The sequence below is a fragment of the Bullifex porci genome, from assembly GCF_009695635.1.
Classification (GTDB): domain Bacteria; phylum Spirochaetota; class Spirochaetia; order Sphaerochaetales; family Sphaerochaetaceae; genus Bullifex; species Bullifex porci.
In genome coordinates this window covers 22734-38576 of sequence record NZ_VUNN01000022.1, presented here as the reverse complement: position 1 = coordinate 38576, position 15843 = coordinate 22734, and the positions used below count along the sequence as shown (strand labels likewise).

The 15843-nt window shown below is 35.5% G+C and carries 12 protein-coding genes; 5 read left to right on the top strand and 7 right to left on the bottom strand.

The features are described 5' to 3' along the window. On the top strand, positions 1-1783 hold a 1783-nt coding region (locus FYJ80_RS11790), incomplete at its 5' end, for a hypothetical protein (RefSeq protein ID WP_206361058.1). A 441-nt stretch (positions 1784-2224) separates the two neighbouring features. On the opposite strand, the gene FYJ80_RS09580 is transcribed toward FYJ80_RS11790, so the two are convergent. Then, positions 2225-3109 carry a prephenate dehydratase gene (locus FYJ80_RS09580; protein WP_154426348.1) on the bottom strand — a complete coding sequence of 295 codons (885 nt, stop codon included), beginning with the start codon at positions 3107-3109 and terminating at the stop codon, positions 2225-2227. A gap of 229 nt (positions 3110-3338) precedes the next feature. Between FYJ80_RS09580 and FYJ80_RS09575 the strand changes: the two genes are divergently transcribed. From FYJ80_RS09575 to FYJ80_RS09560, 4 genes are all read left to right on the top strand, one after another. Beyond that, complete coding sequence (locus FYJ80_RS09575) at positions 3339-5729, top strand: GH36-type glycosyl hydrolase domain-containing protein (RefSeq protein ID WP_154426346.1); 2391 nt, start codon at positions 3339-3341, stop codon at positions 5727-5729. A gap of 89 nt (positions 5730-5818) precedes the next feature. Beyond that, the gene (locus FYJ80_RS09570; protein ID WP_206361057.1) at positions 5819-6583 is read left to right on the top strand and encodes a sulfite exporter TauE/SafE family protein; all 765 of its coding nucleotides are present in this window, start codon (positions 5819-5821) and stop codon (positions 6581-6583) included. 13 nt (positions 6584-6596) lie between these two features. After that, positions 6597-7655 carry a s-methyl-5-thioribose-1-phosphate isomerase gene (locus tag FYJ80_RS09565; protein ID WP_154426344.1) on the top strand — a complete coding sequence of 353 codons (1059 nt, stop codon included), beginning with the start codon at positions 6597-6599 and terminating at the stop codon, positions 7653-7655. An 8-nt stretch (positions 7656-7663) separates the two neighbouring features. Beyond that, the gene (locus FYJ80_RS09560; protein WP_154426342.1) at positions 7664-8803 is read left to right on the top strand and encodes an ATP-binding protein; all 1140 of its coding nucleotides are present in this window, start codon (positions 7664-7666) and stop codon (positions 8801-8803) included. A gap of 2 nt (positions 8804-8805) precedes the next feature. Here the strand turns inward: FYJ80_RS09560 and FYJ80_RS09555 are convergent, their stop codons facing one another. The 6 genes from FYJ80_RS09555 to FYJ80_RS09530 form a co-directional block, all read right to left on the bottom strand. Next, entirely contained in the window at positions 8806-9915 is a 1110-nt protein-coding gene (locus FYJ80_RS09555; RefSeq protein WP_154426340.1) for an anaerobic sulfatase maturase, read from the bottom strand. 15 nt (positions 9916-9930) lie between these two features. Then, entirely contained in the window at positions 9931-11004 is a 1074-nt protein-coding gene (locus FYJ80_RS09550) for a phosphotransferase (RefSeq protein ID WP_206361056.1), read from the bottom strand. 69 nt (positions 11005-11073) lie between these two features. Next, positions 11074-11850, bottom strand: coding sequence for a carbohydrate-binding protein (locus FYJ80_RS09545; RefSeq protein WP_154426336.1), 777 nt, complete (start codon positions 11848-11850; stop codon positions 11074-11076). A gap of 18 nt (positions 11851-11868) precedes the next feature. After that, complete coding sequence (locus FYJ80_RS09540) at positions 11869-13293, bottom strand: sulfatase family protein (RefSeq protein WP_154426334.1); 1425 nt, start codon at positions 13291-13293, stop codon at positions 11869-11871. A gap of 3 nt (positions 13294-13296) precedes the next feature. Next, positions 13297-14463, bottom strand: coding sequence for a glycoside hydrolase family 88 protein (locus FYJ80_RS09535; protein ID WP_154426332.1), 1167 nt, complete (start codon positions 14461-14463; stop codon positions 13297-13299). Then, the gene (locus FYJ80_RS09530; protein WP_154426330.1) at positions 14460-15833 is read right to left on the bottom strand and encodes a sulfatase family protein; all 1374 of its coding nucleotides are present in this window, start codon (positions 15831-15833) and stop codon (positions 14460-14462) included. Before FYJ80_RS09530 ends, FYJ80_RS09535 begins: the two co-directional genes overlap by 4 nt. Positions 15834-15843 lie beyond the last annotated feature (10 nt).

Here is a 15843-nt window from a genome sequence, read left to right as displayed (position 1 = left end):
AGAAGTAGAAAAACCAAATCTAAAAATAGATGAAGATAAGAGTAAATGGTCAGCTGGAGATAATGAATTGACAATACAATATGATGGTAGTGTTGTCAGTACTAAATACAAAGATAGTGATTGTCAGAATTCTCTAATACTCAAATTTAATGATACAAATGAAGATACCAATTTTATTTATAGAGTTATTTATATCTATCCTGATGGAACAAGTAAAATTTCTTACATAAAATCAAAAGGAGAAATCAATCTTTTCCCTTTTGGAAAAAGTGATGCCCATGTATCTTCAGATAATCTTAAAACTTGCATTTTAATTTCAGCATACAGCGAAATTGGTTACATAGAGACACTTCTTACCTTCAATAACGATAACGCTGAACAAAGAGTAAATCCTGCAAATATCGAGAACGGTGAAACCGTAAAGATAAGTAAGGAAGATGGTGTAGTATATTCCATCGTAACAAACTTCATGTCAGGTTATTCAACTTCTAAAGAATATGAAGGTGATGATTTTAAAGTAGAAGCAACCGTTATAAATGATATTCCTTGGTCTAGATCAAGGAATTTATCTAGCACATATTCTGTAATTAATATTTCAAAACCTTACCAAGATGAATATGGGAATATTACATGGGACGGAATGTATGTATATGACAACGACAGACCTGAACAGAAGGATATGAAGGAAATTCTAAATTCAGAAGATAAAATTACAGGACGTGACTATGATAATGGATTACTATACATTATCGACAAAAATGTTTCAGATAATGACCTCAAGATGGTCAATGAAATTCTCAATTGTCTATATTATGATGAAGATTACTTGATGGAAGACAACTATCTTGAAAAAGAACAAGAAATGCTAAAAACCAAGCCTTCTGAAAAATATCTTTTCCCTATGAAGGATTCAAAAGGAAATAAGCACAAGCTTTTTACTATTGCAATATATGATTTCAATGAAGAAGATATTGACACACTTGGGTATTTTTCTTCAGTGCCATACAATTCTCAATCATCAAGGAATGCTTATGCTGCATTCTACATGAACCTCTCATCGATAAGAAAAAATTATAATGAATTAGGAGCTAAGGCAGCAGCAGAATCATTTCTCAAAACCTTTGCCCATGAATACACCCATTATCTTCAAGTTGATAGAAAGCACAATACAGCTTACATGGAAACGATAGACTTAGCACACTTTTTAGAGGAAGGTATTGCTGATTACATAAGTTTAAAGCAGAATGGTCTCTTTGAAAGAGAGCATGGGGTATACAATGAGGAGCAAGGATACATTAACATGATGTTCCACAACAGCAAAACATATCATCCTAGGTGTCAAGAAGATCAAATATGTAACTATGGTATCGGTTGTATGTTCTGGTCATACATTGAAGAAAAGTATCAAGATTACGGTGGAATGGACGTTGTCATCAATCTAACTCGACAAGATACCGATACCCTTGAAGCAGTAGAAAGAGAACTCAAGAAACCATTTAATGAGGTATATGAAGATTTCATGCTTGAAATAATTGCAGAAGCTCTAGGAGTAAGTGAGATTAATGGCATAAAGCGTGATATGAAGTTCCCTGAGCTCTATGAAGTAAATCGTATCTATAAAGAGGCCATAACATACAATAACGATGCAGACAAAACTGATATGAATGTAAATCTTGGGCCAATGAGTTTTAGTATTATAAGATATTATAATAAACTTCCAAATAAGCTTACATTCGCAAGTGAAAGTGCTGATGCAAAGTGTTATCTAGTTTACTTAGATTGATATGAAAGATATAACACTCTGACGACTATCAGGGTGTTCTTTTTTTACGCTTAGTAAATAATAATTATTATCGAAAAACAAGAAAGATAATAAAATATCTATAAAGTTTACTATTATTCAATAATTGCATAATGCTTATAGATAAAGAACCTATTGCTACAAAGACGATAACCATATAGAAAAATAGGAGCTAAAAAAGTTCAAGGAGTATAAAGCATAATATAATTCATAAATATTTATAGGAATATTATATGTATCATATAAATACCGAATGTATACTTTGATACGAAGCAACAATCTTTTTCCTCTCTATTGAATATTCTCTCTTATAAATGGGAACAAAAGATTAAAAAGTGAACAATAAAATATGCACTATTTAATTACTATTTAAATTATATAGCACCATTTATTTATTTGGTGCTATATTATCGATATATAAATTTATATCAAAGGAAATGAGCCATAATACTTAAACTCAAATCCATCAACATTACTAATCTTAAGAAATTCATCATACCCCGAATCTTTTAGTTCTATTAGCCAAATGTATTCGCCAAGATTAGTTTTTAAGGGGCGAGCTGTTATGGCAGCTGGTTTTAAAGCACCAAAAGCTTTTATAAGTTTAGGGAAATCTGAAATATTTCCCTTTGCTGAAAAAAGCATCCTATCTGCTCTTTCTCTTCTTTTTTCTCCAGTGGAAAGTGCATAGAACCTTGTCCTATTTGCATCACTTTCCTGAATTCGTGGTGCATACACTTTTAAGTCATATACATCTGCGGCGGCAGCGGAGGCAACAGCAGCAACACTTTTATCACTTATTGAAGCAAGTCTTGCTCCCTCTGCAGTACTAGAAACAATTTGAGTGTGTGCAAAAGGAAGGTTTTCTTCAAGCCATTTTTTTCCTTGGATTAGTCCTTGCTCATGAGAACATACCAAGGTTATATCTACTAACTCTGCTTCCTTTTTCATAAGAAGTGCCTGGTCAATTACAAGCTCTGTTTCACAAACAACTGAAATATCATCGTGAGAAAGAAGTTCATCAATATATGCTGTAACAGGACCACCTACAGTGTTTTCTTGAGGTATCACAGCAAAATCATATTTCCCAGAAATCATTGAAGCTACTGCATCACTAACTGTTTTTTCCGCATAATAAGCTACATCATCACCGAAAAATAGTTTTGCTGCCTGTCCTGTATAAGTACCTTCAGGCCCAAGATATGAAACAGTTTCTCCTGTTAACCTTGTCCATTCATAGTTATTTTGGGAAGTAGCACAAGATACAAGACTTAGTCCAAAAAGAATAATAACTAAAAGTTTTTTCATAAAATAAATCTACTTATTTCTCACATCAAAATTCAATCTATATCTTAAATTAATTTTCATCTAAAATAGAATCATATTAACATCTAAAAGAACTTTCTAATTTCTGTTTTCTTTTATTCCTTTTAATGAGACTTAATAGTACAACCTTATAAATTATTTTTATCTTGTTAGAATTAAAATTATCATGATATAATAGTTTGTACAAGCAGTGAACAAAAGGAGAAACTTTATGCAATATGGATACTTTGATGATAAAAATCGTGAATATGTAATAACAAGACCAGATATACCTGTATCCTGGACAAACTATTTAGGGTGTGAAAAAACAGGTACTGTAATAAGCCACAATGCGGGTGGCTATATGTTCCATGATAGTGCAGAGAACCATAGAATTACACGTTTTAGAGCTAATGGTGTTCCTCTCGATAGACCAGGCCATTACGTTTATTTAAGAGATAATGATTTAAAGGATTATTGGTCTATTTCTTGGCAACCAGTTGGTAAAAGCTTAGCTAAAGCAAAATATGAGGTTCGACATGGCCTTTCATATTCTATCTTTAAGTGCTCCTATAAGGGTATCAAGGCAGAGCAGAAGCTATTTATACCTATAGGTGAAAAGGTTGAGCTTTGGGATATCAAGGTAAAAAATAACTCTAAAAAGGAGAGAAGCATCTCGCTATTTCCATATTGTGAATTTTCATTCAACTTAATTGAAATTGATAACCAAAATCTCCAAATGTCACTATACTCTCAGGGCTCTCGTGAGGAGGATGGAGTAATAGAAATTGATAACTTCTATGATCCAGATATGTACCATTTTATTACAACAAGTTTTGATGCAGATGGCTTTGATTCTGTAAGAGATAAATTTATCGGTGTTTATAATACTGAAACTAACCCTCAAGGTGTTATTGATAATATAATGCATAACTCAGTTGAGCTAGGTGGTAACCACTGTGGTGCTTTTAAGAAGGCCTTTACACTTAAGCCAAATGAAGAAAAGCGTTTTATCGTTATGCTTGGTGTTGGCTCTTTAGAGGAAGGAAAAAGAGTTAAAGCTAAGTACTCAGACTTTAATAAAGTTGATGAAGATTTCAAGCAAATAAAAAAATTCTGGAAAGCAAAGTATTCAAAGCTACAAATTGATACTCCTAATAAAGAGATGAACACTATGATAAATACTTGGAATCTTTATCAAAGTGAAACAAATGTTAATTTCTCTCGATTCTCATCCTTTATTGAGGTTGGAGGTAGAACTGGTCTTGGATACCGCGATACAGCACAGGATGCTATGTGCATCCCTCATTCTGCACCTGTTAGATGTAGAGAAAGAATAGAAGAGCTTCTTAGAGGATTAACAGAACAGGGATATGGCTTACACCTTTTTGAACCAGATTTATTTAATCCTAATATACCTAAAAAAGAGAAGCGTCCTTCCCCTACTGTTAAACCAGAACCTGAAAAAGGTAGTTTAATCCATGGGCTTAAGGACACATGTTCAGACGATGCACTTTGGTTAGTTGCATCTGTTTGTGAGTATGTAAAAGAAACTGGAGACCTTAAATTCTTTGATAAAAAAATTAACTATGCAGAGGGTTCTGTTGATAGCGTATATGACCACTTAAAGAGAATTTTAGATTTCTCAGCTAAGCAAGTTGGTGAAAGTGGAATTTGTAAAGGACTTCGTGCAGACTGGAATGACTGCCTTAATTTAGGTGGAGGAGAATCAGCACTAACTAGCTTTTTACACTATTGGGCTACTTCATATTTTATCGAAGCTGCAAAGAAGCTCAATAGAGTTGATGATGTAGAAAAATATACAAACCTTAGAGATAAAATCAAAGAAGCTTGCGAAAGAGTTCTATGGGATAAGGATTGGTACATCAGAGGTATTACCAAAAGTGGTAAGAAAATTGGTACTAGCCAAGATATAGAGGGAAAGGTACATCTTGAATCAAATGCATGGGCAGTTCTATCAGGAGCTGCATCAAGAGAGAGAGCAGAGAAAGCAATCGATGCTATCGATACATATCTTTATAGTGAATATGGTATACACCTAAATGCACCTTCATTTGGAACACCTAATGATGAAATAGGCTTTGTAACAAGAGTTTATAAGGGAATTAAGGAAAATGGTGCAATCTTCTCACATCCAAATCCATGGGCTTGGGCAGCCGCTGCTCTCCTTGGTCAGGGTGATAGAGCAATGAAGTACTATAATGCACTATGTCCTGCTAAGCAAAATGATAAAATTGAGATCAGAGAATCAGAGCCATACTCCTATTGTCAATTTATAATGGGAAGAGACCATAGCGCATATGGAAGAGCCCGCCATCCATGGCTAACAGGCTCTGCAGGTTGGGCTTATTACTCAGCAACACGTTATATGCTAGGTGTTCGTCCTGACTATGATGAACTAATTATCTCTCCAGCTATTCCTCATGATTGGGACGGTTTTAAGATGACTCGTGTTTGGAGAGGTGGAAAATATGAAATCGAAGTTAAAAATCCAAACCATAAGCAAGCTGGAGTAAGTGAGATTTTTGTTAATGGGGAAAAAGTTGATAAAATAACTCCAATAAAGAAAGGCTCTAAATGCAAGGTTGAAGTAATAATGTAGCCAAATTTAGCCGGTAGATTTATCTCTATCGGCTTATTTTTTACCATTTCTAAGGAAAATAAATATTAAATAGTCTATAATTAATTTTCATGATGACATTCTTTATAATTCTTATAAGCCTAATTGCTACATTTGTAGGCTCAATCTCCGGAATCGGAGGTGGAGTTCTAATTAAGCCTGTAATGGATGCTGTATATGAGGGAACTAGCTCTCAAATAAGCTTTTATTCAGGAACAACAGTTTTAACAATGACAATAGTATCATTGCTGAGAAGTAGAAAAGAAAAGCTAGATCCACGAGGGATTTACCTTGCAATAGGAGGAGCTGTTGGAGGCTTTGCAGGGAAGAAAGTATTTGACATTGCATTAAAGAGCCTTGGTAAGGTTGGATTAATACAAAATATTATAATGGTTATATTAACTGTCCTAGTTCTTATCTACACACTCAAGAAGGATAATATAAAGACTAAGGACTTCAAAAACCCATTAGCCAGCTTAGGAATTGGATTATTCTTAGGAGTTGCATCATCCTTCTTAGGTATTGGTGGTGGTCCTATAAACCTTATGTTCTTATCTTACTTTTTCAGTATGGATACTAAAACAGCAGCCCTATCATCACTTTATATTATTTTCTTCTCACAAACAGTTTCATTTATTAGTACAGTAGCTACAAGGAGTGTTCCACAAATCGATTACATACTCCTTCCTTCAATGATGGTCTGTGCTGTAGTTGGTGCAACAGTTGGTAGAAAAGTTTCAAAGAAGCTATCAAATAAGGGTGTCGATAAGCTATTTATGGGCTTATTAGCAGTTATTATTCTAATTTCAATTTATAATTGCTTTAGATTTGCATAAAGGAGAATATTTAATGGAAAGAGCCGATAAGGATCTTGCTTTCATGCTGAAGTATGAAAATGTTGCATGGTATGAGGATGGCAAGGTAAGGGTATTAGATAGAAGAGTTTATCCTGCAAAGGTTGAGTTTGTTATTTGTGAAAGTACTCAAGAGGTTGCAAAGGCAATAAAGGATATGGTTACACAATCAACTGGGCCATATACACTAGCTCCAATGGGTATGGCACTAGCTGCCTATGAATGTAGATTAATGAGTGAATCTGAGCAAATTGAATATCTAAAGCAGGCTTCAGTTATTATTTCTACATCTCGTCCAACTACAGCAAAAAGAATGGCAATGCTGACAGAAAGCTGTATTCCTGTTGCAGCTAAGGCACTAGCAGAGGGTAAAAAAGCAGATGAAGCAATTAGAGACCATGTAGTTGAAATGAATAATGCTAGATATAATCGTGTTCGTCAGGCAGCTAAATATCTTGTTAGTAAATTCCCAAAGAATGGCAAGGTAATGACTCAATGCTATGCAGAGACAATCCTCGGAATGATGCTACTTGAGTGTAGAGAACAGGGAAACAATATTAAGCTATTTTGTCCTGAAACTAGACCATACTTCCAGGGTGCAAGATTTACATCTACAGTTTGCTACCAAATGGGCTTTGACACAACACTGATTACAGACAACATGCCAGCCTTTGTAATGACTAAAGAAAAAATAGATGTTTTCACATGTGCAGCCGATGCAATTAGCTGTGATGGATATGTATTTAATAAGGTAGGTACTAGTCAAATTGCTATTTGTGCTAATCACTTTAATATTCCAGTATATGTTTCAGGTGCTCCTGATATCGGTCACCCTACCTTTGATACAGTAACAATTGAGATGAGAGACCCAAGCTTTTCATTACAGGCTATGGGAGTTAGAACAGCAATAGAGGGAATTAAGGGGTACTACCCTGCTTTTGATATGACTCCACCAGAGCTAATTACTGGAATTGTCACAAATAAGGGTATCTTCGAGCCAACTAAGCTAAATGATTATTTTAAAGATAATCAGCCATATGAGCTAACGGTCTAAATTAGATTATGAATAAAAGAAAAATACTTTATCTACTTTCTATTATCGTCATTGCAAGTGTTATAGCGATATTTGGCTTTGACCTTCTTGATTCATCTGTAAGTGTAAGCTATAAGGATTTTAGATTAGCTCTCGATAGTGGTGCTATCGAAAGTGCTCAAATAAATCCTAATACAATTAAATACACTCTTAAGGATGATAGCACGCTTTATAGTGTCATTAACCCTTGTTCTCCTAATCTATTAGAGGAGCTACTTTTAAACGATGTAGCTGTAAAGAGTGATAACACAGATATTAATGCCATTGGAGATATGGTATTTAATATATTCTTCCTTGCATTAATAATCTTTGGACTTTACAAGCTAATTTCTTGGTATACAAATACATTTAAAGTAATTCACCACACAGGAATTACCTTTAATGAAGTTGCGGGACTTAAGGATTTAAAGAAAGAAATTAAATTCACAATTGATTTAATGAAGAATAAAAATGAGAAGATTAGAAATAGTAGAGGCATCATCCTAGAGGGCCCTCCTGGAAATGGTAAGACACTATTTGCAAAGGCTCTTGCAGAGGAATGTGGAGTAAACTTTATTGCAACTAAGGGTGCTGACTTTCAAGGTGCATTAATGGGCTTAGGAGCATTTAAGGTTAAGATGCTCTTTTCAAAAGCAAGAAGGAAAAAGCCATGTATAATCTTTATCGATGAATTTGATTCAATCGGTGAAAAGAGATCATACCAAGGAAGTGGCATTGATAAAGAAAACAATAGAATAATTACAACACTACTAAATGAGATGGATGGGTTCTCTTCATTAAATGGTGTAGTAGTTATTGCAGCTACTAACTCATATCAATCATTAGATGCTGCTTTAGTTCGTCCTGGACGCTTTGATTTAAAATACACTATTTCAAACCCAGATAAGGATACAAGAGGAGAGCTAATCGATATATACACAAAAGGAAAGCCACTTGCTCCAGAGCTTACAAGAGATATGCTTGTTAATGCTTTTAATGGACTTTCCTGTGCTGCTATTGAAAGTATATTGAATGAAGCTATTTCATTAATGATTCAAACTGAGCAAAAAGCTATAGATGCAAGGCTAATTAACCAAGCTGCAATTAGAATTAGAGAGAAGCTAAAATAGCTTTAGCTCCTCGCTCTTTTTTCAGCTTCAGCCATATATATTAAACGCTCAAGTGAATAATTAAAGAATTCCTTATATGCAGGACATAAATAAGTTAGAGAGAGCTCCTTAGTGTTAAAGTTCTCTCTATCTCTTCTGCAGCCTCCCCTACAAAGAGAGAAGAAACGACACTTCTTACACTCCTCCTCGACCTTTGTTGATTTCTCAATAAAAGCTATTTCAGCTCTCTTTTTATCAAGCTCATCAAGAGATGAGGAGGTAATATTTCCCAGCTTATACTCATCAAGGACATAGAAGTCACAAGGGAAGACAGAGCCATCGGCCTCAATTACATAGTAATTTCCACAAACTCCTCTCATTCCACATGCCTCAGGAGGATAGCCAAGGAGCATAGTTACTAGGTTATCGAAATACCTAATTGATATATATTCATCCCTACGCCAGGAATCAAAATATCTATCAAATAGTACCTTTAAGGCCTTTGCATATAGCTCTGGAGTTAATGAATAGTCATTTTTAACACCGCTTATTTCATCAAGACAAGGTATAAACTGTAAATATCTAAACCCATTTCGTTTAAAGAAATCAAAGATATCACCAATATTTTGAGCAACTACTCTATTAACGGTAGTTAATATATTAAACTCAACCTTCTCTGCATTAAAAAAGGATGCAGCTCTAAAGGCCTTAACAAAGGTTCCCTTATTATCTGGTCCAATACGGTAGATATCATGAATCTTCTTATTTCCATCGAGAGATAGACCAATTAGGTAGCCATTATCATGGAAAAAGGCTGCCCATTCACGGTCTATGATATACCCATTAGTTTGGAGCGAGAAGGTAACTCTTTCACCGCCCTTTTCCTTAGCATATGAAGTAAATTCTCTAAAGAAATCAAGGCCAGAGAGAGTCGGCTCCCCTCCTTGGAAGGAAAAGTTTACATTATCATTAATATTTGCCAAGGCCTTATCTATTAAGCACTTGGCAATACTATTTGTCATAAAGCCATAGTTCTTTACGCTTCTATTATCTATTTCATCCTTATAAAAGCAGTATGTACAGCGCATATTACAGCTGCCCGATGATGGCTTTATTAAAAAGGTTCTATTCAAAATATCCCCACCAAATTATTTATATAAGCTTGGATCTCTAGCAATTGCTTCCATTTCGTTTCGTCTTTTAAGCATATCTCTTAATAGACCAATTTGAGTTCTAGTTCTTACTAAATTATGCTCACTATATTGAGTATGGTAATAAACATCACCTGCAAGATAATCATCTAGGAATCTAATTGCCTGCTCATATACAATTGTAATAACACCTTGAACTAATGTATCTATTTCCTCTTTTGTAATTATTGAGCTTACAGCTGGGATAAAGCCCTTTGCATAGGCTTTATACATATCGATATCAAGACCAGCACGATAATATTCCTTCTCATCCTCTGCTACATAGTTTGCTGAGTAACGAATTGAATCTGCAAAATCATGACAAAGTAAGCCCGGCATTACTGTATCGAGGTCAATTACAGCTAAAGGCTCAAGAGTAGTTTTATCAACAAGCACATTACTTGTCTTAGTATCATTGTGAGTAACACGTAAAGGTAGCTTTATCTTTGATAGCTTAGAGCCCTCATCGATTAAGCTAATAAGGTAATCAACATCTTCCCTTGCACTATCTAATCTATTTGCAGGATTACTTTTTACTGTCTCCAAAAAGTGTGCAATTCTCATAGGAGTGTTATGAAAGTTAGGGAGAGTTTCTGAGAGTAATGAAGCATCTAAATCTGACAAATCCTTAATAAAGGTTCCAAAGCTTCTACCTGCCATCTCAAGAGATTTTTCAGTGGCCTTACCCTCAAAGGAAACTGTATTTGCAATGTATTTTGATACTCTGTAAGCACCATTCTCATTCTTATATAATAAGGTATTATTTGAAGCTGGTAGAAAATGGAGAGTTGCTCTCTCTGGGTCTCTACCACTCTTTGCAGCCTTTTCTCTAATATGAGTTGTAACAATATCAATATTCTTCATCATACCTTCAGTATTTTTAAAAATATTGGTATTGATTTTCTGAAATATATATTTTTGGCCATCAGCAGCTGTTATTAAATCAGTTGTGTTGATAATACCATTTGTTAACGCTTTTACTTCCTTTAATGGAAGAGCGATAGGAAATTGAGTTAATGCTTTTTCGTCCATAGGTAGATTATTACTCCCTCTTAATTTAAAGATAAAATGCTCCAGCATCGCTGCTGAAGCAAGACGTAATTATTTCCAAACACGTTCCTTTCCATATACCTCTGCTTGGATTAAAGCAGGGAATGGAGAAGGATCGTCACTTTTAATAAGATTACAAATTGTAAGTGATGAAACTATTTTTGGTGAGAAGACGAATTCCTGTCTTCCATCCTTCTTCTCTAGCTCAAGAGTTAGCTCAGAGCCATCAGAGAAGCGAACAGTACAACGATCCCACCATGCATCATGAGGGAAATCGGCACGTGTATACATTATTATTCTATCGATAATCATTGCATTTCCAAATTCAAGATAAAGCTCTGCATTTGGATCTCTATTTATACCCCAGCTAGCAAAAGGCCATCTTCCATGGGATGATGAAGCAACAACACCATCAAATGCATTACGAGAAGCAAATACACTCTCTCCTCTAGTTTCAATATTTGCCTTTGAATGTGGGAATATTGCATCATTACTATGGCCATCATATGGGTTGTAAGCAACATTTCTATATTGATATTCAAAGTCATATGCCTTACGTGCATACATATAGTGTATATTTCCTGTAAACACTCTTTGGTCGTAGCAATCCTTCTTCTCATTGAAAGGTATTGGGAATACAAAGTCCTTACCATTTGAATATACAATTGCTCTACCAAGTCCTAAGTCTATAAGATAATGTCCCTTTTCAAGGTTCCTTAGTACAATTGCATCTCCAGGAATAAACTCTTCGTTAAATACTAAATATGCTTCAACTTCACCACTCTTTGAAGCAATTATATTTTCATCTCTTTTAATAGCAATTTCCATAAAAGTTCCTCTAATAATTTATTGATTCCTTACTAATGATACATTTACTTTTGCATTATTACCACTTAATTCCTCAGGTGCGGTAGGACCTCTATGGTTTTGATATCCACATGAGTGACTTCTCCACCTTTTATCAGCCTTAACAGGAAGAGTATAGAATGGATCCTCACTGTCCTTTATGTAGCTATCAAGTAAAGCTCTCATATTAGCTAACAGTTCTGGCTCATCCTTAGCAGCATTATGCTTTTCAAATGGGTCTCTATCTAAAAGATATAGCTCTTCACCATCATCCTCTAAATATCTGATATATTTAACATTATCCTTTCTTATCATTCTTCCAGGTGAAATAGTGTATCCCCACTCTGTAAACCACTCTGAAGTAACATATTCACGTTTAGGAAGAGTATTTCCTGTTAATATTTGAGAAATATCAACACCATCAAGGCCATTAGGTCTTTCAATTCCTGCAAGAGAAAGTAGTGTCGGGAAAAGATCTAATGTTGAGCAGATTCCCTTAGCAATACCCCTACTCTTTACAAGCGCACCAGAAAAGATAAAAGGAACTCTAGTTACCTCTTCATATAACGTAACCTGCTTAGTTACACTTCCTCTTGCTGCCATGCTATCTCCATGGTCAGAAAGAAGAATATATGTAATATCACCCTTAATTTTACTGTTCTCAAGCCTATTAATTATCTCTCCAATATATCTATCAGCAACAGATAAATAGTAGTAATAGGCAGCAAGATACTCTCTAAAATTATCATCACACCATCCAACTGTTTGTGCTTGTCTAACATGAGAGCAACAAAGATATTTTACAGGTGTGGGACGATTTATAATATCATCAAACTCATAGTTCTCTGGAAGCTGAGGAAGAGGTCCACTAAAAGGCTCATGTGGCCCTTTATTTTTTCCGACAAAGCCACAAATATTATGAGGATTAATAAAATCAACAACCATACAAAGTGGCTTATCAAAGCTATAGGAGGAGATAAATTTAATAGCTTCATCTAAAGTATATTTATCTGCATAGCTATCCATATTAAATGGAAATCTTTTATTCTCATCCGCAATTCTTGTTTCTCTTTCCTCTGAGCACTCAAAGCCCCTTAAAGCACCACCATCATGTTTTTTGCCAAAGTGTACTGCCTTATAGCCCGCCTTTCTAAATTCCTCCCCAAGAGCTGGGAAGGTATCATCAAGAGGAGTTATTGGCCATGCTCTTCCATTTGACCACACTCTATTTCTATGACTATATTGACCAGACCAAAGTGCAGCTCTAGCTGGCTGACAAAGAGGACATGGAGAGTAAGCGGCCTCTGCCGCTACTCCACTTTCACAAAGTTTATCGATATTCGGAGTATATGAATCATTATTTCCATATACTCTTAATGCTCTAGATGCAAGTTGATCAAGCTGAAAGATGACAAAGTTTTTCATATCTTACCAATAAGGCTCCCAATCCTTATAAAGGCGTGTTAGAGCTTCCATATAGAAGTAGTCACCCCAAATATTACACTCATCAACACCTCTATTATTACATGGATTATAAGGACTCTTTCTCGCATAGGTTCCATGCAAAAGCTGTCCATTTGAGGTATGAGGATCCTTAACAGCATAATCTCTAGCAAGTACTCCTAAGAGGCGCTTTGCATCATCAATTAGCTTAACACTCTCACTCTCCTGAGTGTACTTTGCTGCCTCTAGCATTCCACAAATAGCAATAGCTAATGCAGAAGTATCCTTAGGCTCTGTTGAAGGATATTTAAAGTCAAAGTCCCAATATGGAACTATATCAGAAGGAAGATTATCTAAGAAGAAGCCTGTAACCCTTCTAAAGATATCTAAGTATTCCTCCTTTCTTAGATATTTATATGCAAGTGCAGAACCATAAACACCCCAAGCTTGACCACGAGCCCAAGCAGAGCCATCTCTATAGCCTTGGAAGGTAACACCCTTTAAAGGCTTACCTGTGTCTATATCAAAGAAATATGTATGGTAGGTTGAGTTATCAGGTCTAACTACACACTTCATTGCTGTTTCAAGGTGACTATCTGCAACTCTCTTATAGCTTTCATCACCTGTTTCCTCTGTAGCCCAATACAAAAGAGGGATATTTAGTAAGCAATCGATAATAAGACGATAGTTATCTGCAGCACCGTAATCACCCCAAGCTTGGATAAAGCCGCCCTTCTCCTGGAAGCGTGATTTAAGATTATCTGCAGCAAGTAATGCAGCCCTCTTACCCTTCTCAGAGCCTGTTAGCTTATAAGCAGCAACACATGATGGAGAGTACAAAAAGCCCATATCATGGTGGTTAACATCAATTTTATTTATAATTCTATTTAAAAATGAATCAACCTGGATTAAAGCAGAATCCTTAAACCTAGTATTATTCGAAAGCTCATAGGCAAGCCAAATTTCACCAGTCCAGAAGCCTGTTGTCCACTCAACATTCTCTGTAGCAGGATAAAAGCCATTAACACTATGAGAATACTTAAACTTATAGGTATAATCCCTTAATGAGCTCTCAGTTTGTCTAACTGCATAGCTAATAGCACTTTCTAAATCCTTTCCTTCTAATGGTTTTTCACCTTCATACACACTCATATTTGCCTCCCCAAAAGAAAGTTATCATGACTCTTTTTAAACTCGTTTTTTAGCATTAAGTCATATTTAATAGCTCTCTTATCACACTTATCTAATTTCTCTTTATGCATTTGATATGGGTCCTCTTGATTATCAAAGATAAATCTCTTCTGCTCCTCACCAGGAATTACTCCATTATCAACTACATATGTATACCTTTCATCTCGAATAGCACGCCAACCAAAGGCTCTATTATCAAGGCCCTTCTCAAGGAAAGGATTAACAAGCTCAGGCATACCAGGAATCATTAAATGCTCTGAGTATAACCTAACTCTTTCGCCACCATTTATTGCAGCTAAATGGCTTTTACCCTCTACACTTTCAGGAATTGCTATACCTAGCATATCTAAAATAGTTGGCATATGGTCTTCACTCGTTAATATGCCATCGTAGATACCACATTTTGTATCAGGATCATGAATAACTAGAGGAATCCTAACAGACTCTTCATAGTAGATATTCTTTCCATAAAGACCATGAGAGCCCATGCAATCACCATGATCAGCAGATAGCACTACAATCGTGTTATCATATAGATTATTTTCCTTTAAATAATCAATTAATCTTTTAAACTGCTCATCAAGTCCTGTAATAGCGGCATAGTATTCTCTCCACTTTAAGGTGTAATCACTGTTCTCTCTCATCTCCTGAGGAACGTTTTTTCTAAAGACAATACTTTCTTCAGGATACATATCTAATAGTCTTTGAGGGACCTTATCATATGGAGGATGAGGAGGGTTCCAAGAGATAAACAGAGAAAAAGGCTTATCCTTTGGTCTTGCTTCAAAGAACTCTATTGCTTTATCTGTTTCATGCTCAGGTGACCACTTATCAACAACAACCATATCATCACTATCCTGCCAATAGTGTGGCTTTGTATGGTTATCATAAGCACCATATGAGTACCAATAATCTATATTGTGTCTTCTCTCTCCCTTTGGAGTAAAGGCATCCCAATTAGCAGCTCCTGATTTAGGGCTTTGAGAATAGTTCATCTCTGATGAATCAAGGTGCCACTTACCAATATAGCCATTAAAGTAACCATTATCATGAAGAACATCACTAATTGTTATTTCATTGCTCTCTAAATGTATGTGGTCACGTAATCCAATTTTACAGTTTGTCCAGAAACCCAAATTTAAAGGGTGCTTTCCTGTGATTAAAGCTGCCCTATGAGGCGAACACAATGGATATGTGCTTACAGCCTGAGAGCAGAAAAGGGATGATGAGGCAAAAGCATCCATATTAGGGGTAGCTACACTATCCTCCTTAGAAAAGCCAAATGCATGATATCGCCATTGATCTGCAAAGACATAAAGTAAATTCTTCATTCCTTTTCTC